Source organism: Nocardioides marmorisolisilvae, from assembly GCF_003725775.1.
Lineage (GTDB): Bacteria > Actinomycetota > Actinomycetes > Propionibacteriales > Nocardioidaceae > Marmoricola > Marmoricola marmorisolisilvae.
The window spans coordinates 2,303,514-2,323,606 of the sequence record NZ_RJSG01000002.1 but is presented as its reverse complement, the minus strand read 5'-3'; the positions used below and the strand labels follow the sequence as shown (position 1 = coordinate 2,323,606).

Annotated in this window: 24 protein-coding genes; 7 read left to right on the top strand and 17 right to left on the bottom strand. The window is 70.2% G+C overall.

Annotated elements, in window-relative coordinates; translation table 11 throughout:
- The first annotated feature begins 9 nt into the window (after window positions 1-9).
- From EFL95_RS15325 to EFL95_RS15300, 6 genes are all read left to right on the top strand, one after another.
- The gene (locus tag EFL95_RS15325; RefSeq protein WP_246004967.1) at window positions 10-1,485 is read left to right on the top strand and encodes a leucyl aminopeptidase family protein; all 1,476 of its coding nucleotides are present in this window, start codon (window positions 10-12) and stop codon (window positions 1,483-1,485) included.
- Entirely contained in the window at window positions 1,482-1,829 is a 348-nt protein-coding gene (locus EFL95_RS15320) for a hypothetical protein (protein ID WP_246004966.1), read from the top strand. Before EFL95_RS15325 ends, EFL95_RS15320 begins: the two co-directional genes overlap by 4 nt.
- Before the next feature lie 39 nt (window positions 1,830-1,868).
- Entirely contained in the window at window positions 1,869-3,488 is a 1,620-nt protein-coding gene (locus EFL95_RS15315) for a LuxR family transcriptional regulator (RefSeq protein ID WP_123234764.1), read from the top strand.
- A 116-nt stretch (window positions 3,489-3,604) separates the two neighbouring features.
- Window positions 3,605-4,906 (top strand): FAD-dependent oxidoreductase, encoded by a 1,302-nt coding sequence (locus tag EFL95_RS15310; RefSeq protein ID WP_123234763.1) that lies wholly within the window; start codon window positions 3,605-3,607, stop codon window positions 4,904-4,906.
- Window positions 4,907-4,941: 35 nt separating this feature from the next.
- Window positions 4,942-5,622: a hypothetical protein gene (locus EFL95_RS15305; RefSeq protein ID WP_123234762.1), complete on the top strand. Its 681-nt coding sequence runs from the start codon at window positions 4,942-4,944 to the stop codon at window positions 5,620-5,622.
- On the top strand, window positions 5,619-6,122 hold the full coding sequence (locus EFL95_RS15300) for a hypothetical protein (RefSeq protein WP_123234761.1): 504 nt from the start codon (window positions 5,619-5,621) through the stop codon (window positions 6,120-6,122). Before EFL95_RS15305 ends, EFL95_RS15300 begins: the two co-directional genes overlap by 4 nt.
- 3 nt (window positions 6,123-6,125) lie before the next feature.
- Here EFL95_RS15300 and EFL95_RS15295 read toward each other — a convergent pair whose 3' ends face one another.
- From EFL95_RS15295 to EFL95_RS15225, 15 genes are all read right to left on the bottom strand, one after another.
- On the bottom strand, window positions 6,126-6,878 hold the full coding sequence (locus EFL95_RS15295) for a hypothetical protein (RefSeq protein WP_123234760.1): 753 nt from the start codon (window positions 6,876-6,878) through the stop codon (window positions 6,126-6,128).
- Between the two features lie 86 nt (window positions 6,879-6,964).
- The gene (locus tag EFL95_RS15290; RefSeq protein ID WP_123234759.1) at window positions 6,965-7,210 is read right to left on the bottom strand and encodes a hypothetical protein; all 246 of its coding nucleotides are present in this window, start codon (window positions 7,208-7,210) and stop codon (window positions 6,965-6,967) included.
- Window positions 7,207-9,261, bottom strand: a complete 2,055-nt coding sequence (gene flhA, locus EFL95_RS15285) for a flagellar biosynthesis protein FlhA (protein WP_123234758.1) — start codon at window positions 9,259-9,261, stop codon at window positions 7,207-7,209. Before flhA ends, EFL95_RS15290 begins: the two co-directional genes overlap by 4 nt.
- A gap of 100 nt (window positions 9,262-9,361) precedes the next feature.
- A complete protein-coding gene (locus tag EFL95_RS15280; protein WP_123234757.1) occupies window positions 9,362-10,513 on the bottom strand; it encodes an EscU/YscU/HrcU family type III secretion system export apparatus switch protein in 1,152 nt (383 codons plus the stop codon).
- A 10-nt stretch (window positions 10,514-10,523) separates the two neighbouring features.
- Window positions 10,524-11,288, bottom strand: coding sequence for a flagellar biosynthetic protein FliR (locus EFL95_RS15275; protein ID WP_123234756.1), 765 nt, complete (start codon window positions 11,286-11,288; stop codon window positions 10,524-10,526).
- A gap of 13 nt (window positions 11,289-11,301) precedes the next feature.
- A complete protein-coding gene (gene fliQ / locus EFL95_RS15270; protein ID WP_123234755.1) occupies window positions 11,302-11,571 on the bottom strand; it encodes a flagellar biosynthesis protein FliQ in 270 nt (89 codons plus the stop codon).
- Between the two features lie 8 nt (window positions 11,572-11,579).
- The gene (gene fliP / locus EFL95_RS15265; RefSeq protein WP_246004965.1) at window positions 11,580-12,590 is read right to left on the bottom strand and encodes a flagellar type III secretion system pore protein FliP; all 1,011 of its coding nucleotides are present in this window, start codon (window positions 12,588-12,590) and stop codon (window positions 11,580-11,582) included.
- On the bottom strand, window positions 12,587-13,144 hold the full coding sequence (locus tag EFL95_RS15260; RefSeq protein WP_123234754.1) for a flagellar biosynthetic protein FliO: 558 nt from the start codon (window positions 13,142-13,144) through the stop codon (window positions 12,587-12,589). Before EFL95_RS15260 ends, fliP begins: the two co-directional genes overlap by 4 nt.
- 7 nt (window positions 13,145-13,151) lie before the next feature.
- Entirely contained in the window at window positions 13,152-13,961 is an 810-nt protein-coding gene (gene fliN, locus EFL95_RS15255; protein ID WP_123234753.1) for a flagellar motor switch protein FliN, read from the bottom strand.
- Window positions 13,958-14,896: a flagellar motor switch protein FliM gene (locus EFL95_RS15250; RefSeq protein WP_246004964.1), complete on the bottom strand. Its 939-nt coding sequence runs from the start codon at window positions 14,894-14,896 to the stop codon at window positions 13,958-13,960. Before EFL95_RS15250 ends, fliN begins: the two co-directional genes overlap by 4 nt.
- Window positions 14,897-14,957: 61 nt before the next feature.
- Window positions 14,958-15,428 (bottom strand): flagellar basal body-associated FliL family protein, encoded by a 471-nt coding sequence (locus EFL95_RS15245; RefSeq protein WP_123234751.1) that lies wholly within the window; start codon window positions 15,426-15,428, stop codon window positions 14,958-14,960.
- Window positions 15,425-16,339 carry a flagellar motor protein MotB gene (locus EFL95_RS15240; RefSeq protein WP_123234750.1) on the bottom strand — a complete coding sequence of 305 codons (915 nt, stop codon included), beginning with the start codon at window positions 16,337-16,339 and terminating at the stop codon, window positions 15,425-15,427. Before EFL95_RS15240 ends, EFL95_RS15245 begins: the two co-directional genes overlap by 4 nt.
- The gene (locus EFL95_RS15235) at window positions 16,339-17,109 is read right to left on the bottom strand and encodes a motility protein A (RefSeq protein WP_123234749.1); all 771 of its coding nucleotides are present in this window, start codon (window positions 17,107-17,109) and stop codon (window positions 16,339-16,341) included. Before EFL95_RS15235 ends, EFL95_RS15240 begins: the two co-directional genes overlap by 1 nt.
- Window position 17,110: 1 nt before the next feature.
- Window positions 17,111-17,398, bottom strand: a complete 288-nt coding sequence (locus EFL95_RS15230; protein WP_123234748.1) for a flagellar FlbD family protein — start codon at window positions 17,396-17,398, stop codon at window positions 17,111-17,113.
- A gap of 105 nt (window positions 17,399-17,503) precedes the next feature.
- On the bottom strand, window positions 17,504-18,004 hold the full coding sequence (locus EFL95_RS15225; RefSeq protein ID WP_123234747.1) for a GNAT family N-acetyltransferase: 501 nt from the start codon (window positions 18,002-18,004) through the stop codon (window positions 17,504-17,506).
- 192 nt (window positions 18,005-18,196) lie between these two features.
- Between EFL95_RS15225 and EFL95_RS15220 the strand changes: the two genes are divergently transcribed.
- Window positions 18,197-18,700 (top strand): hypothetical protein, encoded by a 504-nt coding sequence (locus EFL95_RS15220; protein ID WP_123234746.1) that lies wholly within the window; start codon window positions 18,197-18,199, stop codon window positions 18,698-18,700.
- Between the two features lie 53 nt (window positions 18,701-18,753).
- Here the strand turns inward: EFL95_RS15220 and EFL95_RS15215 are convergent, their stop codons facing one another.
- Window positions 18,754-19,608, bottom strand: coding sequence for a flagellar hook-basal body complex protein (locus tag EFL95_RS15215; protein ID WP_123234745.1), 855 nt, complete (start codon window positions 19,606-19,608; stop codon window positions 18,754-18,756).
- A 10-nt stretch (window positions 19,609-19,618) separates the two neighbouring features.
- Entirely contained in the window at window positions 19,619-20,083 is a 465-nt protein-coding gene (locus tag EFL95_RS15210) for a flagellar hook capping FlgD N-terminal domain-containing protein (RefSeq protein ID WP_123234744.1), read from the bottom strand.
- Window positions 20,084-20,093: the final 10 nt, after the last annotated feature.

Here is a 20,093-nt window from a genome sequence, read left to right as displayed (position 1 = left end):
GTCCCCTTTGTGTTCGTGCTGAGCTCGGAGGCGCCCACTGCCGCTGCTGGAGTCGTTGCCCTCGCGTTGCTCGACGACGAGGGCTCGCTCGTGCTGGGGCCTGGATCGGCCGCCCTGGCCGCAGAGCTCGGCGACGTCGACCTCCTGGAGCTGTTCGCTGAGGCGGGCGCCACGGCCACTGCCGGGGACGTGGTCCGGCTGGTCCTGCCCGTCTCGCGCGGGGCGCTCACGATCTTCGGGGTCGGTGTCGGTGACGCCGGTGCCGACGGCCTCCGCGCCGCGGGGGCGGGCGTGGTCCGCGCCGCCGCGGGCCAGGACGTCGTCACCTCGGCCGTCCAGGCCGTCGCCGACGACGCCGGATTGACCGCTTTCGTCGCCGGGGTGGTCCTCGGCTCGTTCCGGTACTCGCTCAAGGCCGACCCCGGTACGCCGGCGCCGCGGTTCGTGCTCGCCTGCGCTGCACCCGAGCTCGCCCCGGTCCTCGAGCGCGCCGAGGTGATCGCACGGGCGAGCAGCGAGGCCCGCCGGCTGGCCACCACCCCCTCGAACATCAAGTCGCCGGGCTGGCTCAAGGACCAGGTCCTCGAGCTCGCCGCACCGTCCCGGCTCAAGACCAAGGTCTGGGACGTCGCTGCGCTGACCAAGGAAGGCTTCGGCGGGATCCTCGCGGTCGGCCGGGCCTCGGCGACGCCTCCGTACCTGGTGCAGCTGGACTACACCCCGGCCAAGGTCACCCGCCGCACCCCGCACGTGGTGCTGGTCGGCAAGGGCATCACGTTCGACACCGGCGGCCTCTCGATCAAGCCGGGCGAGGCGATGACCACGATGAAGCGCGACATGACCGGCGCCGCGGTGGTCGCGGCGACGATGTCCGCGCTCGCGGCACTGGACTGCCCGGTGCGGGTGACCGGCCTGATGCCGCTGGCGGAGAACGCGATCGGCGGGGCCGCGCTGCGTCCTGGCGACGTGATCACCCACTGGGGTGGACGGACCACCGAGGTCACCAACACCGACGCCGAGGGTCGCCTCGTGCTCGCCGACCCGATGCAGTACGCCGTGGACAAGCTGAAGCCGGACCTGCTGGTCGACGTCGCCACCCTGACCGGCGGCATCAAGGTCGCACTCGGCCTGGGCCTCGGCGGGATCTTCAGCAACGACGAGGCCGCGGCCGCCACCCTGATCGCGGCCGGGGCCGAGGCGGGCGAGCCGCTGTGGCGGATGCCGCTGGCCGAGGAGTACGAGTCGTTCCTGGCCTCCAAGGTCGCCGACTCCGACAACGCCCCGGGCCGGGCGCCGGCGATCACCGCCGCGTTGTTCCTCCAGCACTTCGCCGGGGACCTGCCGTGGGTGCACCTGGACATCGCCTCGGCCGGCGACTCCGCCAAGGACGAGCTCGAGTGGTCCCAAGGGCCGACCGGCTTCGGCGCTCGCCTGCTGCTGCACTGGCTCGGGAGTCCCGAGCCGCTCGCGGGCATCGGCGCATGAGCAACCTGGCCGGCCTCACCGTCCGCTGGTCGCTCGTCGACGCCCCCGCCGGCGTCGAGGACGCGCTCGCCGACTACGTCGCGGGCACCTCGCACGCCCGCTTCTCGGCGATGGACGGCCTGCGCTTCAAGACCTGGCGGATGGTCTCCGGTCAGTGGTTCGAGGGTTGCTACGTGTTCGCGACCGCCGAGGACCGCGCCGCGTTCCAGGAGCAGTTCACCGCCACCGCGGACACCTCGCCCGGCTCGCAGATCATCGGCTCCTCGCCGATCCTCATCGAGGAGTGCGCGATCGTCTCCGTCGCCGAGGGTGCCTCGGGCTTCGAGGCGGCGGAGCGCTACTGAACGCTGGCCCGATCACGAGCGATCGGTCAGGATGCTTCTGTGAGCGGCGACCCCGGCGCGTTGCGTGCCCGCGAGGCGATCGGCCGGCGTGCCTGGGCCGAGGCTCGTGAGGCGTACCAGGCGTGCTCCGACCACACCGCCGCCGACCTGGAGTCCTGGGGCCTTGCGGCGTACCTGACCGGGCGCGACGACGAGGCGGAGACGATCCGGGCACAAGCCCACCAGGCCTACCTCGCGGACGGTGACCTCGACGGTGCCTCACGGACGGCGTTCTGGCTGGGCCTGTCGCTGATGATGGCCGGCGAGCCGGCACGCGCCGGTGGCTGGTTCGGGATCATGCGGCAAGTCACGGGCGACGGTCTTGAGTCGACGCGGTGGGGCGGGTACGCGGCGCTCAACCTCGGGATGATGGCTCTCTTCGCGGGCCGGTTCGACGAGAGCGCCGAAAGTCTCGGCCGCGCCCTCGAGGTTGCGCAGCAGTACGACGACCTCGATCTGCGACTGCTGGCCGCAAGCGGACACGGACAGGCACTGCTCGCTCTGGGGCGGCCCGCGGACGGGATGAGCGAGCTGGACGGGGTGATGGTGCTCGCGACCTCCTCCTCGGCCAGCCCGCAGGCGGTCGGTCAGGTCTACTGCGCCGTCATCTCGGTGTGTCGGGGGAGCCTTGACCTCGAGCGCGGCTCGGAGTGGACCGAGGCTCTGAGCCGGTGGTGCGACACGCAGCCGGACCTGATGCCCTACCGTGGGCAGTGCCTGGTGCACCGGTCAGAGGTTCTCCAGGTGCGCGGTCGCTGGGACGAGGCGATCACCGAGGCCGAGCGGGTCCTCGGCGACGACCGCCGCCGGGAGCGCGACGTCGCCCTGGGCATGGCGCTCTACCAGCGTGCTGAGCTGCACCGGGTCCGCGGTGACGACCGTGAGGCGGAGCGCGGTTACCGGGAGGCCCTGGCCGCTGGACATGACCCGCAACCGGGACTGGCGCTCCTGCGACTGGCCCAGGGAAAGGGGGAGTCGGCTCTGCTCTCGCTCCAGCGAGCGCTCGGGGAGACCGGAGTTCCGTTCCTGCGTGTCCGTCTGCTGCCCGCTCTGGTGGAGGTGGCGCTCGCGGTCGGCGACCTGACGGCGGCCGAGGTCGCTGTGAACGAGCTCGAGGATGCGGCGTCACGGCTCGGCTCGATCTACGCCCGGGCGATGGCGGCAACCTCTGCGGGCGCGCTCGCGATCGCTGAAGGCCGGAGCGGCGAAGCCTTGGGCGCGCTCCGAGCCGCCTTGGCCGACTGGGCGCGGCTCGATGCGCCGTACGACGCAGCCCGGTGCCGCTTGCTCCTGGCTCGCGCGTGCCAGGACGTCGGGGACCTGGAGACGGCCGAGCTGGAGCGGGCGGCCGCCCGAGTCGTCTTCACCGACCTCGGCGCCGAGCGCGACCTGGCAGGACTTCCTGGCTCGCCGCAGGCCGGCGTGCCGGCAGGACTGACGCCGCGCGAGGTCGAGGTGCTGCGCCTGGTGGCCACCGGAGCCAGCAATCGCGAGGTCGCGGCGGAGCTGGTGCTCTCTGAGAAGACCGTGGCCCGGCACGTCGCCAACATCTTCGTGAAGATCGGGGTGTCCTCCCGATCCGCAGCCACCGCCTTCGCCTACGACGAGAATCTGGTGTGAGCCTGGGCTGAGGCCCGGTCCCGCGATCTACACATCGATCTGCACAGTTCTGCCGACGTGGTGCGCCCGGTGCGCCTCCTACGTTCGCGTCAACGACGACGAACGAGGAGACGACGATGAAGGCAGTGGTGGCCGGCGGAGGACCGGTCGGCATCTACGCCGCGATCGCGCTGGCGCGACGGGGGCACGCGGTCACGCTCGTCGACCGGGATCCAGGACCTACGGGCTCCGACTGGCAGCGCGCCGGGGTGATGCAGTTCGAGCACGCGCACGGGTGGCGTCCGCAGGTGGTCGAGGCGCTGAGGGCCGAGATGCCGGACGTTCTGGACGCCCTCCTCGATGCCGGTGCTCGTCTGGAGCAGCTCCCCGGCATGCCGGGGATCGAGGCACTCGCGTGCCGGCGGCCTGTGCTCGAGCGGGTGCTGCGCCGCTGCGCCGCACAGGAACCCGACCTGCGCTGGCGGACCGGGCACGTCGACCGGCTCGAGGTGTCGGACGGGCGAACCTCCGGGGTCGTCGTCGACGGCGACCCGCTGCCGGCCGACCTCGTCGTCGTCGCCACCGGCCGCAACAGCCGCCTCGGCGACGAGCTGCGTGGTCCAGCCGAGGGCGGCTCCTGCGGCTTCTCCTACGTGACCCGGGTCTACCGGGCGTTGCCGGGGACGGCACCGTACCGGGGCTTCCCGTCCTTCCAGACCGGCCCCGGTTACGTCAGCGTGGTGATCGGCGGCGACGGGGACACCCACTCGGTGGTCATCGCGTATCCCTCGCATGACGAGACGTTCGGCGGGTTGCGCACCGAAGGTGGTTTCGCGACGGCGGCCCAGCTGGTTCCGAACCTGGCCCCCTGGACCACGCCGGACTCGTTCGAGCCGCTCACCGACGTCCTGGTCGGCGGCCACCTGACGAACACCTACCGCCTGCAAGGACCGGCCCTGGGTCTGCCCCCTGCTACCGGGTTGTTCTTCGTCGGCGACGCCGTCCTGACCACCAACCCGGCGGCCGGACGCAACCTCGCGCTGCTGATCCCGCACGTCCGCCACCTCCTGGGATCGCTGGACGATCACGCCCAGGACCTGGACGACGCCTCACTGGCGCTCGATTCCTGGGCCGAGCAGCACCTGCGTCCCTGGTACCTCGACCACGTTCGCTGGGACCGGACCCTTCTGGAGCGCTTCGACGGTCGGGACCTCGACCTGGCCGAGCGCCTGCCGTCGGACGTCATCTGCGCCGCTGCCGAGGTCGACGACAGCCTGCGCCCGTACGTCGGCATGTACTTCGGCATGGTCGCCGGCCCCGACATCCTCGACGCCGCCGAGCCGCGTGTCCGTGAGCTTCTCGCCGAGGGTTGGCGGCCGAGCACTCCCGGCCCGACCCGTGCCGAGCTCGCCGAAGCCCTGCACGTCCCGACCCGTTGATCGAACCCATCCCTCTCCACGAAACGAGGATCGTCATGAGCACCATCGCCACTGCAGCACCCCCCGTCCACTCCCGCGGCCTCGGTCTGCGGACCCTCGCCTGGGTTGCGCCGGCGCCGTTCGTGGCGCTCGCGATCGCCAACGCGGTCAACCCGGCTGACCTGGGTGGCTCCGCGGCTCAGGAGGTCGCCAGCTTCTCGGCACACGGCACGGCAGCGAGCGTGTCCATCGCCTTCAGCGCGCTGTTCGTCATCACCCTCGTCCCGGCGACGATCGCGATGCTCGTCGCTACCCGGGAGCGCGCCGGCCGGGGCACCGCGATCATCACCGGCTACTGGGTGATCGCCGCCTGCTTCGGCGCCACGGCCCCGGCGCCCGAGGTGATCTCCTGGCTCACCGCTCACTACCACCTGAGCACCAGCGTGGGGATCGCGATGAACAAGGCACTCGAGGGGTCAGCGTTGTACGCCGTGGGGATCCTTCCGTTCGCGCTCGCCATCACGCTGGGTCGCATCGCGCTCGGCGTCGTGCTCTGGCGCCTCCAGATCGCCCCCCGCTGGATGGCCGGCTGCCTGCTGGTTGCGGTTCCGGTCGAGTGGGGCGGGGCTGCCGCGGTCGGCAACGCAGGACCGGCGGTGGCGTACGTGCTCACGGCGATCGGCTTTGCCAGCGCGAGCCTCGCGCTGCTGCGGTCGACCAACGAGCGCACGGCGTGATCGCCGTGCGGGCGATGTGGGTCAGCCTGGGCGGGGCCGTCGTCGTGCTGGTGCTGTCGGGGTGCGGAGGAGGCTCGGAGGAGGCAGCGAACTCCCCTTCGGGGAGCGAAAGCGGTACTCCGGCAGCAGGCGCTCCCCGCAATGCGTGCCGACTGATCACCACTGACGAGGTCGCGCGGGTGCTCGGGGAGCACAGTTCCGACCACACGACGTACACGGTCACGTCGTCTTCCGGGAGCGACGGCTCGTGCACCTATGCGTGGACCGCGAACGGGGGCGGGGACGAGTTCACGGTGAACGAGTTCCCCGCCAGCAGCTACGTGGCGCAACCGGGCGTGGAGCCGCTCGAGATCCCCGGGATCGGGGACCGGGCCTTCGAGGAGGTGGGCAGCTTCTACGTGCGGGTGGGTGCCGAGATGGTCAACGTCGTCAACCTGCAGGAAGGCACCGGCTCCGACGAAGCGTTGCTCGCGATCGCGGCAGGTCGCATGGGTGGCTGAGCGTCAGGGCTTGCAGGCGTTGCGCCAGTTCTGTCCGAACGCGTAGAGCATCTTGCCGATGGTCTTGCACTGCGCGGTGTTCGCGACGTACGCCTTCACCACAGCGCTGCGGGCGGACTGCGGCTTGTAGCTGTCGCCCCAGTAGGGCCACTCCGGCTGATCGCAGTCGGCGTAGCACGCCTGGACGCTGTAGCTGCCCTGCGGGAGGAACGGGTTGGTGTCGACGAACGACAGGTTGCCCGGTCCGACCCGCCCGATGACGGCGTTCACGTTGTAGATCAGGAAGACCGGGGCGCCCGCCTGGGCACCCGGGGTGACGGTGATGTGCACGCCGGGGCTGGCCTTGGTACCCGACGTGGCGGTAAGGCTCGGCGGAGCCGCGTTCACCGAGGTCGGGATGGAGGGGTGGTTCCAAGGGCCGTAGGTGACGGTGGCCCCGCTTCCGAAGCAGGCCGGAGCGCAGACGCCGGCCCGGTAGCTCTTCCGACTGCGCGGACTGCCGGAGTCGGTCAGGATGCTGGTGACCGTGTCCGTCGAGGTTCCGTTGGTGGTCGTCACCCGGGCGTCGCCCCAGACCCGAAGTGCAGGGGGCACGCCGGCCCAGTCAACGGTGAGGACGTCCGGGTTCCCGTAGGCGACCGAGGTGACCACAGGGATCCCGGGGCTGTCGGCACTCGCGATCGGGGAGGCCGGTCCGGCGATCAGCGCGGCGGCGCCGAAGCCGGTGAGCAGGAAGCGTGCAAGCGGTGAGCGCATCGTTGTACCCCACAGTGCAGACGATCGATGCTGCGATCAAAACACGCGCGGTACTCCCGCGTACTGAAATTTGCGGGCCGAGTTCATCAGGACGCGTGGTCCGAGTCGGACTCCGCGGGCATCTCGGACTTCACGGGCGCAGGCCGGACGGTTCCCGGGGCCGGGAAGGCCAGCTCGACGACGATGCTGATGACCACCCAGCAGATCCCGACAGCGATCAGGTAGCGCGTCAGGGCGACGTCGAGCGGCATGGTGCCATCGAGGACGCCGGCCAGCGCGGGCGAGGCCACGACGGCTGCGCCGCCCAGGACCCCGGGCGAGAGCGGACTCACGAGGTCACCGCCATCCCGGACGGGGCCACAAAGGCGGCGCTGACGACACCGACCGAGCGCACCTGGTCGGCGCCGATCAGCTCGGAGTAGGACAGCACCGGGAGCTGGTGCAGGGAGGGCCGGACGAGGCGGCGGACCGCGGGCCGCAACGGCGGCGAGCAGACCAGCACCGGTCGCAGGTTCTGGTTCTCGGCCTCGGTGAGCATCGAGCTGAGCTGCAGCAGCACGCTCTGGCCGAGGTCCGGATCCATCGCGATGACAGCGCCGGCCTCGGTGGGGCGCAGGTCCTCGAGCATCTGCTGCTCGAGCTGCGGCTCCAGGCTGATGACGTGGACGGTGGAGTCGGTCACGTACGGCGCCACGATCGCCGGGCCGAGGGCGGTCCGGGACGCCTCGACCAGCGCGTCGGTGTCCTTGCTGGTGGCCGCCCGCAGCGAAAGCGCCTCGTAGATCCGGACCAGGTCGCGCACCGAGACGTTCTCGTCGAGCAGCGTCTGCAGCACCCGCTGCACCTCGCCCAGGGTCAGCTGCGCCGGGGTGAGCTCGTCGACCACCACCGGGTGCGAGCGCTTGACCACGTCGGTGAGCAGCTTGACGTCCTCGCGGCCGAGCAGGCGGGCAGCGTGGGTGGTGACGACCTCGGCCAGGTGGGTCGTGATCACCGAGGCGCGGTCGACCACGGTGGCACCGGAGAGCTCGGCCTGGTTGCGCAGCTCGGCCGGGATCCACTTGGCGTCCAGGCCGAAGACCGGCTCGCGGGTCGGCTCACCGGGCAGCGATCCCAGGAAGTCGCCGATGGCCAGCACCGTGCCGGCGGGCGACTCGCCCCGCGCCACCTCGATGCCGAACAGCTTGATCGCGTACGTGCGCAGCGGCAGGTCGAGGTTGTCGCGAGTGCGCACCGGCGGGACCACGATGCCGATGTCCCCGGCTACCTTCCGGCGCAGCGCCTTGACCCGCTCCAGCAGGTCACCGCCGGCGCTCGGGTCGACCAGGTCGATGATGTCGGCGGACAGCTCGAGCCCGAGCGGATCCACCTGGATCTCTGCGGCGAGCACCTCGGGGGAGTCCGGCGAGGGCAGCGCGGCGTGTGCCTCGTCCTCGGGCGAGGCCTGCTCGTCCTCCTCCTCGATCCGGGTGCTGGCCAGCAGCATCAGGCCACCGGCCACGATGAACGGGATCTTGGGCAGGCCCGGGATCAGGCAGAGCGCGAGACCGGCGAAGCCGGCCACCCGCAGCGGCGTGCGGCGGGCGGTGAGCTGGCGCAGGATGTCCGAGCCCATGTCCTGGTCGCCGACCGCGCGGGTGACGATGAGGCCGGTGGCGACCGAGAGCAGCAGCGCCGGGATCTGCGAGACCAAGCCGTCGCCGATGGACAGCAGGCTGTACGTCGAGACCGCGTCGCCGAAGCCCATCTTCTTCTGGCCGACGCCGACGCCGAAGCCGCCGATCAGGTTGACCAGGGTGATCACGATCGCGGCGATCGCGTCGCCCTTCACGAACTTGGAGGCACCGTCCATCGCGCCGTAGAAGTCGGCCTCGGCGTGCACCTCGAGGCGGCGCTTGCGGGCCTGGTCCTCGTCGATGAGGCCGGAGTTGAGGTCGGCGTCGATGGCCATCTGCTTGCCGGGCATGGCGTCGAGGGTGAAGCGGGCGCCGACCTCGGCGACGCGGCCGGCACCGTTGGTGATGACGACGAACTGGATGACCAGCAGGATCGCGAAGACGATGATGCCGACGATCAGCGAACCGCCGACCACGAAGTGTCCGAACGTGTCGATCACCTTGCCGGCGTACCCGTCGAGGAGCACCAGGCGGGTGGCGCTGACGTTGAGCGCCAGCCGGAACAGCGTCATCACCAGGATGACCGCCGGGAACGCGGCGAAGTCGAGCGGCTTGCTGATGAACATCGCCGTCAGCAGGATCAGCAGTGCGCCGGTGATGTTCATCGCGATCAGCAGGTCGAGCAGGATCGCGGGCAGCGGGACGACCAGCATCACCACGATGAAGACGATGCCCACCGGGACACCGAGCTGCATCAGACGCTTCATGGACGGACCTTTCTGCTACTTGTCCTGAGGAGGTTGCGCAGCAACCGTCTCGAAGGGCCGTCCGTGGCGCAGCGGCGAGATCGTCCTGACCTCGGAGTCCCTATCGGCCGGGCGCGAGCACAGCTGAGGGCTTTCTGCGGCGTCCGGCCGGGAGCACCGCCGGCAGCTCGCCCTCGCCGCGCGGTGAGCGGTGCGACCCCCCGTGCTGACCACGGCTGCGGCGGCTGATCACGAAGGCGAGCACCTGGGCGACCGCGGCGAACAGCTCGGCCGGGATCTCCTGGCCGACCTTGGTCGAGGTGTACAGGGCCCGGGCCAGCGGGACGTCGCGCACCAGCGGGACCGACTCCTCCCCGGCCCGCTCACGGATCTTCGCCGCGATGGCCCCGGCGCCGCGGGCGACCACCCGCGGAGCGCCCTTCTCGGGCTCGTAGCGCAGTGCTACCGCGACGTGGGTCGGGTTGACCAGCACGACGTCGGCCTGGGCGATGTCGGCCATCATCCGGTTGCGGGCCATGGCCAGCTGCCGGGAGCGGATCGCGCTCTTGACCAGCGGGTCGCCCTCGGCCTGCTTGTGCTCCTGCTTGACCTCGTCCTTGGTCATCCGGGTCTGCTTGCCGACCCGGCGGCGCTGCATCACGTAGTCGATGCCCGCCATCCCGAGCCCGGCCAGGCCGATGTTGCGGATCAGGGCGAGCGCCTCGGCCGAGGCGGTGTCGACCACGGTCTGCATCGGCACCATCCCGCCCAGCAGCGGCATGACCGAACGGATCGCGAGGTAGACGATCAGTGCCACGAAGCTGGTCTTCAGCAGCATCTTCGCGCCCTCCCAGAGCGCGTGCGGACCGAAGACGCGCTTGAAGCCCTGGAGCGGGTTGAGCTTCTTCAGGCTCGGCTTGACCTGCTTGGTGGCCAGGTAGAAGCCGCCCTGGGCGAGCGCGGAGGCCACGCCGATCAGCATGATCGCGCTGCCCAGCACCAGCAGGCTGAAGAACACGTGCTTGCCGGCCTGGCCGAGCAGCGCCAGCGCCTTTCCGGTGGTGGCCTCGTCGCCGAGGCTGAAGCTGGTGATCATCAGGTCGCGCATCGCGTTGATCTCGTGGCCGATCAGCATCGGGGCGGCCATCCCGACGGCCAGCATCGAGGCCCAGGCACCGAGCTCCTGGGTCCGCGCGACCTGGCCCTCCTTGCGCGACTCCTTGCGCCGCTTCGGAGTCGCCTTCTCGGTCTTCTCGCCGGTGCTGCCGCTCATCGCTCGCCCCTCACTGGGCACCCGCGATCGAGGCCATCGCCTGGTTGGCCAGGTCGACCAGACGCTCCATCGCGCCGGGCAGCACCGGGAAGGAGAGCCCGAGGAGCAGCAGCACCAGGCCGATCTTGGCCGGGAACATCACGTTGATCGCGTTGAGCTGCGGGGCGACCTTGGTCAGCAGCGCCAGGCCGAGGTCGGCGATGAACAGCACCGCGATCATCGGCAGCGCGATCTGCACGGCGGTGGTGAAGAACATGCCCATAGCGGTGACCAGGATGTCGGTCGGCTTGGCGACGTCCGGGGTGGTGCCGACCGGCAGGTAGTGGAAGGTGCGCAGCAGGCCGCCGATGACCAGCAGGTGCCCACCGGTGGCGAAGAGCAGCATCGTGGCCAGCATCTGGTGGAACTTGCCGAAGACGGTGTTCATGGTCAGCCCGAGCGGGTCGAAGCCCTGGGCCAGCGCGAACCCGCCGAAGATGTCGATCAGGCTTCCGGCCGAGGCGATCGCCTGGAACAGCAGGTAGGTCACGAAGCCCATGCCGGTCCCGATCAGCACCTGGGTCACGACGTTCACCGCCAGCGCCCAGAAGGTGAGCGGGACGTCGCCGCGCATCCCGGGTGTGATCGCGAACGCGAGGCCGAGGGAGAGCACCACCTTGGCCATCGCGGGGACGGCCTTGGAGGAGAACGGCGGCACGATCGCCAGCCAGGAGACGATCCGCACCGACGCCAGCAGGTAGGCGATCAGCGGCTCGCCGGCCAGGGTGATGGTCATGGGGGAGAGATCCTCAGCTCAGCAGGCTCGGGATCATGTCGAACAGGTCGTTGGTGAAGTCGATGAGCGTGTGGAGCATCCAGTTGCCGCAGACCAGCAGCGCGACGCCGACGCCGATCAGCTTCGGCACGAACGACAGCGTGAACTCCTGGATCTGGGTCATCGACTGGAACAGCGAGACCGTGAACCCGATCACCAGCGAGGTGGCCAGGATCGGTGCGGAGAGCTTCAGCGCGACCAGCATGGTCTGGAGCGCGAGCTGGATGACGGTGGTGTCGGTCATGAGCGCACCTAGGTGTTGTAGCTGGCGACGAGGGACTTGATGACCAGCGCCCAGCCGTCCACCAGGACGAACAGGAGCAGCTTGAACGGCAGCGAGACCATCACCGGCGGCATCATCATCATGCCGAGCGCCATCAGGGCCCCGCTGACGACGATGTCGATCACCAGGAACGGGATGAACACGATGAAGCCGATGATGAACGCCTGCTTGAGCTCGGAGAGCACGAAGGCCGGCACGACGGTCGCCATCGAGACCTCGTTGCGGTTCTTGGGCAGCTTGCGGTCGGCGACGTTGGTGAGCAGCTTGAGCTCGTCGTCGTCGGTGTGGTCGAGCATGAAGGTCTTCAGCGGCTTCACGCCGTCGTGGAACGCCTGCGCGCTGGTCTTGTCGCCCTTGAGGTAGGGCTGCACGCCGTCGTCGTTCATGCTGCCCAGCACCGGCGCCATGATGAACAGGCTCAGGAACAGCGCCAGTCCGGCGAGCACCTGGTTCGGCGGGGTCTGCTGCAAGCCGAGGGCGTTGCGCGTCAGACCGAGGACCACCAGGATCTTGGTGAAGCTCGTGCAGGTCAGCAGGATCGCGGGCAGCAGCGAGAGCAGCGTCATCGCGATGATCACGGTGACCGACGTACTGGGCTTGTTGGTCAGCCCGGACAGGTCGACGGTCACGTTGCTGTCGGTGCCGTTGCCGGTCCCGGCAGGACCGTTCGGCCCCTTCGGGCCCGTGGCCGTGCTGGGCGTCGGGTCGGCAGCCGGTCGGGCGGCCGTGCGCGCGGTCGGCGCCAGCACCTGCGACGTCGGGCTCGCGGTGGGCGTGGCGATCGGCGTCGTCTGCGGCGCCGCCGGTGCCAGCGAGTCGAGGTCGCCCGGGGACAACGCGGAGCTCCCCGCCTGGCCGGCGGCCGGCGGAGGCGGGGTGGGCGCTGCCTGGGCGCCGTACGCCGGGAGCAGCAGCAGACCGGCCGCCGCGACCAGCAGGACCGCGAGTCGGCCCAGGGTCAGGGCCAGGACCTTGATCACGACGCCCGCCGAGCACTTCCCCGGGAGACGGCGGAGAAGGCCTGCTTCCAGGTCTGCGGGGAGAGCACCGATCCGGCCAGCGGGCCGGTGGCCGCGACCTCGGTACGAGCGGCCGGGGCGGCGCGGTGCGAGCCGCTGTGCGCGCCGCGGTGCGACCCTCCGGTACGCCGGGCGGGCGTGGCCTGGACGACCTCGAGCAGCTCCTCGACCGGTGCCTCGGCGAGATCGGCCAGGTCGGTGACCTCGACGGACCCCAGGCTCGGGACCAGCGTCAGCTCGGCCCCGGGATCCAGGACGTCCTCGACGTCGAGCTCGTCGGGGTCCAACTCGGTGAGCACGCTGATCTGCTGCTCGGTGGTGCCCAGCACCAGCACCCGGCTGCCGACCGTGACGACGGAGACTGAAGAGGTCCGGCTCAGCGCCTGGCGGTGCACCACGTGCACCAGCGCGCCCGAGTTGCCGCGGAACTTGCGGGCACCGAAGCGCGCCAGCAGCAGCAGGAGTCCGACGACGATCGACAGCGAGACGACCAGCCGGATGGTGAGTTCCAGCATGACGGCCTCAGCCCACCGCGCTGTCGTCGACGATCTCGGTCACCCGGAGGCCGAAGTCCTCGTCCACCACGACGACCTCGCCGCGGGCGATGAGACGGCCGTTGACGAGCAGGTCGGCGGGGCTGCCGGCGGCGCGGTCCAGCTCGAGGACGGCGCCGGGGGTCAGGGCGAGCAGGTCGCGCACCGTCATCCGGGTGCGGCCGAGCTCGACGGTCACCTCCATGTCGACGCCGTGCAGCATCTCCAGGCCGCGCACCGGCAACGGCGTGACGTTGCTGGCCGGGGCAGGGGCCGAGCTTGTTTCCGTGCCGGTTGAGCTCGTCGAAACCTGTCCAAACGTTTCGACAGGCTCAACCAACGAAGTCGGGGGGACCGCCGGAGCGGGCTCGGCCGCGGGAGAGCCACCGTCGGCGAGCAGGTGGTCCTGGATCAGCACCGAGGCGGCGATGCCGGCGCCGATCAGCGGGACGACGGTGAAGTCGTCGCCGAGGTCGGAGACGACCAGGTCGAGCTCGACCGTGCGGGCGGCCTTGGCCGAGCCTCCGAGGGTCGCGGCGATGGCGTCCAGCGCGGGCTGGACGGCGGCGGCGAGGTCCAGGCCCTCGATCGGGCTGGAGGCCAGCGCCTCGGTCAGCTCGTCGCCGACCAGGACGGCGATCCGCCCGGACAGCCCGCCGTCGACCTCGGCGATCGCGGCGCCGGAGAAGGAGGCAGTCACGTTCTCGTTGCCCGGCTGGGCGCCGGCGGCGATCAACGGCTCGACGGACGGGAGGACGGCGGCGGCGGCGTTGGCGGCGGCGAGCGCGAGGTCGGTCATCGGATCTCCTTACGGGTGCCCACGATCAGGGCGGCGAGTCGCTGGCCCTGGGCGCCGGCGGTGGCGTGGGCGAAGGTCTCCCGCTCGACGCAGACGTCGAGCGGGGCGGAAGCGGGGTGGGACAGGCGCAGCACGTCGCCGGGCACCAGCGCCGACAGCTCGTCCGGATTCAGGTGGGTCGGGCGGAAGCGCACCGAGACCTCGAGCGGGACCTCGGAGAACTGCGCCTGCAGCAGCTCCGCGGCCTGGGCGCGCTTGGCGCGCTCGCGGTCCGAAGCGGGCGCCGGGGCGGCAGCAGAGGCCAGGTGCGGGAGCAGGCCGCTGAACGGCAGGCAGATCGTCATCCGGTAGGGGTGCTCGTCGACGCGGAGGTCGAAGGAAGCCACGACCATCACGTCGGCCGCACCGGCGACCTGGGCGAACTGGGGGCTGTACTCGGTGCCGGTGATGGCCGGCTCCAGCGGCACGATGCCGGCCAGGGAGTAGCGCATCTCGCCCAGCAGCCGCTCGATCAGGCCCCCGATGACGCCGCTCTCGATCTCGGTCAGCGGTCGCTGCGGCTGGTCGGCGTTGCCGGGCCCACCGAGCATGTGGTCGACGCAGGACATCGTCGCGGTCAGCGGGATCTCCAGCACGCCGAGACCCGGCATCGGGTCGGCGGCGAACATCGTCAGGTAGGTCGCAGCGTCCAGCGAGTCGACGTACTCGGCGTAGCTGCGCTGCTCGATGGAGGCGATCGCCACCTGGCACACGGTGCGCAGCGAGGACGTGAACACGGTGGTGGCCTGGCGCGCGAAACCGTCGAAGCCGAGCTGGAGGATCCGGGAGTGCTCCCGGGAGAGCTGGATCGGCCGGCGGAAGTCGTACAGGACCGGCTCGGCGCCGGTCCGGCGACGAGTGCGGGTGGACGCCCGGTTGGACGCAAGGAGGCTCACGCTGGGTCGTATCGGCTCGCGCCGGACCCACCTGAGCGGAAAACCTGGTGGTCTGTACCAGTTACTGGGTGACGAGCTCCGTGAAGTACACCCCCATCACTTCTCCCTCGTAGCGCTCCTTCAGCTCCTTGACCAGCTCCTTGCGGAGCAGCTCGCGGTGCTTCGGGTCGTTCACCTCCGACATCGGCAGCCCGGAGAACACCCCGATGGTGGCGTCCGCGGCCTTGCTGGTGTCGGTCTCCTTGACCCCCTTGACCAGCTGCAGACCGATCGCGATCCGCAGGTAGTGGTCGTCGGCCAGGTTGATCTGGATCGCGTCGAGCTTCACCACGTCACCGGCGACGGGCGGGCCGGGAGGTCCCTTGGGCTTGAGGAACATGACGTACCCGCCGCCCCCGAGCACCAGGGCCCCGACGATCATCATGATCAGCTTCTTCTTGCCGCCCTTGGCCTTCTCGCCGTCCTTGCCGGCCTTCTTCTTGGACTTGTCCTCGGTCGCCTCGGGCGCAGTCGGCATCGCAGTCACGGTCATGAGAGCCCTCCTTGAGCTCCGGGTCCCTTCGGGGTCTTCTTCAGCACGTCCTCGATGAGGGCGCGGGTGTCGCTGGGCAGTGAGGACAGCACGACGATGTCCACGCGCTTGTTGACCTCCTGCGAGCCGGGCTTGCTCGGGTCGACCAGGGGCTTGGTGTGCCCGAAGGCCGACGCGGTCAGGCGACCTGCCGGCACGTGGTCGACCTCGTTCAGGTGGCGCAGCACGGTGACCGCCCGGGCCGCGGACAGGTCCCAGTCGGAGGCGTAGAACTCCGGCTTGCCCTTCGCCTGGTTGGTGTGGCCGTCGATCTCGAGCGGGTCGGGCAGGTCGCGCAGCACGGGCGCGAGGGTGTCGACCAGCAGCCGACCCCGGTCGGTGAGCGTGGCCAGGTTCGGCTCGAAGACGACGTGCCGCGAGACCATGCTCAGCACCAGGCCGCGGTTGTCGATCGTGGCCTGGACGTCGTCCTCGAGACCGTGCGCGGCCAGCGCGGCGTGCAGCCGCTTGAGCAGCTCCTTGAGGCGGTCCACCTCCGCCTTCGCCTCGCTGTACTTGAGGTCCGCCTGGGCCTGGTCGTGCTCGGCGATCGCCTTGGAGGTCGCGGAGGTGGTGGCTGCCTGGACCTGCTTGACGTCGACCGCGAACTTGCTCGGCGCGATCGGCTCCGCAGCCGCCTCGCCGGGCTGGTCGAGGATCGAGCTGGAGCCGTCCTGGATCGAGGTGGACTGGCCGAACCCGGCGGCCAGGCCCTCCTTGAGCGCGTTGAACTTCTTCTGGTCGACCTGGCTCATCGCGAACATCACGATGAACAGCACCATCAGCAGCGTGACCATGTCGGCGTAGGTGACCAACCAGCGCTCGTGGTTCTCGTGCTCCTCGTGCTGCTCGTGACGTTTGCGGCGCGACATCAGGCAGCCTCCGCCTCGGGCTGCTGGCCCGAGGGCAGCAGCGAGCGCAGCTTCTGGGCGATGACACGCGGGTTCGAGCCGGCCTGGATCGCGGCGACTCCCTCGATCGCCAGCTCCATCCGGGCGCACTCGAGCTCGCCGAGGCGCTTGATCCGGCTGCCGATCGGGAGCCAGATGACGTTGGCCGAGGTGACGCCCCACAGGGTGGCGACGAACGCGCCGGCGATCAGGTGGCCGAGCTCCTCGGGGGCGGCCAGGTTCTCCAGCACGTGCACCAGGCCCATGACGGTGCCGATGATGCCGATGGTGGGGGCGTAGGCGCCGGCGTCGGCGAAGAACTTGGCGCGCTGCTTGTCCTCGGCGCGCTTGGCGTAGACCTCCGCCTCGAGGATGTCGCGGACCTCCTCGGGGTCGGTCCCGTCGATCGCCATGGTGACGCCCTTGACCAGGAACGGGTCGTCGATCGCGGTCAGCGACTCCTCCAGCGAGAGCAGGCCCTCGCGGCGGGCGCGCTCGGCCAGTCCGACGACCTCGGGGATCATCGCGCCCGGCGGGTCGACCTTGCCGGTGAAGGCCATCTTCAGCGAGCTGATGATGTTCTTGGCGTCGATCATGGTGCCGCCGGCGATGCTGATCAGGATCGTCGTGCCGAAGACGAGGATCAGCGGTGGGCCGAGCAGGAGGCTCATCGGGTTGCCGCCCTCCATCACGTTGGCGGCGATGACGACGACGAACCCTCCTCCGATACCGATCGCGGGTGCCGGATCCATCTCAGCCCTCCCCGTGCCCGAGCGAGTGGACCGCCGCGAGCGGGCGATCAGGGCCGGGGACGGGTGCGGACGAGTCGGGGACGGGTTGGTCGGCGATGTGGGCGCCGACAGCGATGACCTCGCCGCGGTAGGTGCGGACCAGGTCGATGATCTCCTCGAGGGTCTCCGCCACGACGTACTTCTTGCCGTCGATGAGGGTGACCACCGAGTCGGGGGTCGCGTCGATGCGCTCGATCAGATCGGAGTTCAGGACGAACGCCGATCCCGAGAGTCGCGTGAGCGTGATCATGGGGCGCACCTTCCTTGTGCGATGGAACCCGGGCCGTCCGTGGCCCTTCGTGTGTGTCCATCGGCCCCGCCCCGGCGTACTTGAGGACTTGGGCCGTACCGGTGCTCAGCAGGCCGGCCGAAGATCCGGCCGGAGCACCAGCCGGTACTCCGCGACCCCCTGGTTGCCCGGGACCCGCCCGAGCTCGCCGGGGACGTGGTGCAGCAGCCGCAGCGCGGCGAGGTTGTCGTGGGCCATCACGGCGGCGAGCTGCTCGACGTGCAGGTCGACCGCCCGGGCGACCAGGGCCCGGATCAGCAGGCTGCCGATGCCGCGGCGGTGCCAGGAGTCCACCACCTCGACGGCCACCTCGGCCACGTCCGGGTCCGCGGCCCCGCGCACGAAGCGGGCCACGCCGATCGGCCGCTCCTCGGGGAGCGCGAGCGCGACCACGGCCTCGTGCTGGTCGTGGTCGACCGCGGTGAGCACGCGGAGCTCGTAGGACGTCAGCCGGAGCTTCGGCACCAGGAACCGCTGGTAGCGGGAGTTCGGGCCGAGCTGGTCGAAGATCTCCTGGAGCAGGGCGCCGTCGTCGGGCTCCAGCGGTCGTAGCCGGATCTGGTCCATCGCGGACCTCCTCGTGGGGGAGGCGTCGTTGCCTCGGTACTTCTGTGTACGCCGCAGATGGCCCGTTCGGTTCACTCTTTTCTGGCCCGTACGCGGGCGACGTGACGCAGGTAACGCCCCCCGTCGGTGCTATTGCCGGGCTTCTGGGGCCGGGTGCACGGTGGAAAGGAGGGGAGCCGTGAAAGGGGAACCATGTTCGCTTCGACCGCCAAGGCCTGCGCCGCCGTCGCTGCCGCACTCGCGATGGTGCTGCTCGGCTCGCCGGGTATCGCCAAGCCCGTCCCGTACGCCGACCCGCAGGTCGCCTGGACCGGGCACAACATCATCCTGGCGCCGGACGGCAGTGCGGCGTACGTGCAGGGCAAGTACAAGTGCTACGGCGGCCGCACCGGCACCCACCTGTGGGTCTCGGTCAAGCAGGGGCCGAACCTGAGCGAGCCCGACCACACCAGCAGCTCGGATGCCGATGCCTGGTACGACACCAACTGGAACTTCCAGAACTCAGAGGCCGGCCTGACCGTGCCCTGCGACGGGCACTGGCACGTGACCCGCTACCTGCTGAAGCCGGAGTTCGGCGAGCTGCACCCGGGCAAGGCCTACGTGCAGTTCTGCCTGTTCGACCACACCGGGAACGAGGACAACTTCCCGCAGGGCTTCGCGTTCAACTACAGCTGGAAGCCGGTCCGGATCGGCTGAGAGTGACGAGGGTCTGAGCGCGCCGCGGACGGCACGCTCAGACCCTCGGTTCACTACCGCTTGATGTTGACCAGGTCCTCGAGCACCTGGTCGGAGGTGGTGATCACCCGCGAGCTGGCCTGGAAACCGCGCTGGGCGAGGATCAGGTTGGTGAACTCGGCCGCCAGGTCGACGTTCGACATCTCCAGCGCCCCGGCCGTGATGGTGCCGTTGCGGCCGACACCGGCGACGTCGATGGTGGCGGCGCCGGAGTTGGCCGACTCCCGGTAGGAGGTCTCGCCGACCTTCTCCAGGCCCATCGGGTTGTTGAAGTCGGCGATGGCGATCTGCGCCATGTCGCGCTGGACGCCGTCGTCGAAGATGCCGCGCAGCTTGCCGTCCGAGCCGATGTTGTACGACGTCAGGTTGACGCCGGACGGCACCGGCGGGGTCAGCGCGGTGGTGTCCAGCGTCACCGGGATCAGGCCGCCGGTCGGGGCACCGGTCGCGTCGAGGGCGTAGCCCATGACCCGGTTGCCGTCCGGGGTGACCAGGGTTCCGGTGTTGTCGAAGGTGAACGCGCCGGCCCGGGTGTAGAGCTGCTCGTTGCCCTTGGTGGTGACGAAGAAGCCGTCGCCCTGGATCATCAGGTCGGTCGGACGACCGGTGGTCTGCGTGGAGCCCTGGGTGAAGTTGGCGTTCGTGGCGGCGAGCTGCACGCCCAGCCCGATCTGGATCGGGTTGGTGCCGCCGCGGTTGGCGTTGGCCGCGGAGGCGCCGGTGAGCATCTGGCTCAGGGTGTCCTGGAAGACCGTCGAGCTCGACTTGAAGCCAGTGGTGTTGGCGTTGGCGATGTTGTTGCCGGTGACGTCGAGCATGGTCTGGTTGACGCGGAGGCCGGAGATGCCGGCGAAGAGCGAACGAAGCATGGTGGTGTCCTTACGGGTTGGTGGTCTGGGTCGGGGCGGTGGTGCTGGCGCCGTCGGTCACGGAGAGGACCGAGGCGATCGAGATGGGATCGGTGGCGCCGACGTCGAGCATCGGGCCGTCCTTGCCGAAGGTGACTCCGTGGACGGTCCCGGTCTGGGTGTTGCCGTCGGAGTCGGGCCAGGTGACCGTCTTGCCGATGAAGCCGCTGGCCCCGAAGGACACCTGGGCCTGGAACAGCTGGGCGGTCTTGTCGGCGACGTCCTGCATCTTCTCCAGCGCCGTGAACTGCGCCGACTGGGCCAGGAACTGGCTGGAGTCGGTCGGGTTCATCGGGTCCTGGTAGCGCATCTGCGCGACCAGGAGCTGCAGGAACATGTCCTTGTCGGCCGAGGCGCTCTTGCCGGTCGACGAGGACGAGTCGGCGGTGCCGAACATGCCCTGGGTCGTCACGGACTCGGTTGCCGGGACTGACATCTCTTCTCCC

Excerpts from the sequence above, each read along its gene's own strand:
- EFL95_RS15320 (WP_246004966.1), top strand. The coding sequence starts at position 1,482 with ATGAGCAACCTGGCCGGCCTCACCGTCCGCTGGTCGCTCGTCGACGCC.
- EFL95_RS15310 (WP_123234763.1), top strand. The coding sequence starts at position 3,605 with ATGAAGGCAGTGGTGGCCGGCGGAGGACCGGTCGGCATCTACGCCGCG.
- EFL95_RS15305 (WP_123234762.1), top strand. The coding sequence starts at position 4,942 with ATGAGCACCATCGCCACTGCAGCACCCCCCGTCCACTCCCGCGGCCTC.
- EFL95_RS15295 (WP_123234760.1), bottom strand. The coding sequence starts at position 6,878 with ATGCGCTCACCGCTTGCACGCTTCCTGCTCACCGGCTTCGGCGCCGCC.
- flhA (WP_123234758.1), bottom strand. The coding sequence starts at position 9,261 with ATGAAGCGTCTGATGCAGCTCGGTGTCCCGGTGGGCATCGTCTTCATC.
- EFL95_RS15280 (WP_123234757.1), bottom strand. The coding sequence starts at position 10,513 with ATGAGCGGCAGCACCGGCGAGAAGACCGAGAAGGCGACTCCGAAGCGG.
- EFL95_RS15275 (WP_123234756.1), bottom strand. The coding sequence starts at position 11,288 with ATGACCATCACCCTGGCCGGCGAGCCGCTGATCGCCTACCTGCTGGCG.
- fliQ (WP_123234755.1), bottom strand. The coding sequence starts at position 11,571 with ATGACCGACACCACCGTCATCCAGCTCGCGCTCCAGACCATGCTGGTC.
- EFL95_RS15260 (WP_123234754.1), bottom strand. The coding sequence starts at position 13,144 with ATGCTGGAACTCACCATCCGGCTGGTCGTCTCGCTGTCGATCGTCGTC.
- fliN (WP_123234753.1), bottom strand. The coding sequence starts at position 13,961 with ATGACCGACCTCGCGCTCGCCGCCGCCAACGCCGCCGCCGCCGTCCTC.
- EFL95_RS15245 (WP_123234751.1), bottom strand. The coding sequence starts at position 15,428 with ATGACCGTGACTGCGATGCCGACTGCGCCCGAGGCGACCGAGGACAAG.
- EFL95_RS15240 (WP_123234750.1), bottom strand. The coding sequence starts at position 16,339 with ATGTCGCGCCGCAAACGTCACGAGCAGCACGAGGAGCACGAGAACCAC.
- EFL95_RS15235 (WP_123234749.1), bottom strand. The coding sequence starts at position 17,109 with ATGGATCCGGCACCCGCGATCGGTATCGGAGGAGGGTTCGTCGTCGTC.
- EFL95_RS15230 (WP_123234748.1), bottom strand. The coding sequence starts at position 17,398 with ATGATCACGCTCACGCGACTCTCGGGATCGGCGTTCGTCCTGAACTCC.
- EFL95_RS15225 (WP_123234747.1), bottom strand. The coding sequence starts at position 18,004 with ATGGACCAGATCCGGCTACGACCGCTGGAGCCCGACGACGGCGCCCTG.
- EFL95_RS15220 (WP_123234746.1), top strand. The coding sequence starts at position 18,197 with ATGTTCGCTTCGACCGCCAAGGCCTGCGCCGCCGTCGCTGCCGCACTC.
- EFL95_RS15215 (WP_123234745.1), bottom strand. The coding sequence starts at position 19,608 with ATGCTTCGTTCGCTCTTCGCCGGCATCTCCGGCCTCCGCGTCAACCAG.
- EFL95_RS15210 (WP_123234744.1), bottom strand. The coding sequence starts at position 20,083 with ATGTCAGTCCCGGCAACCGAGTCCGTGACGACCCAGGGCATGTTCGGC.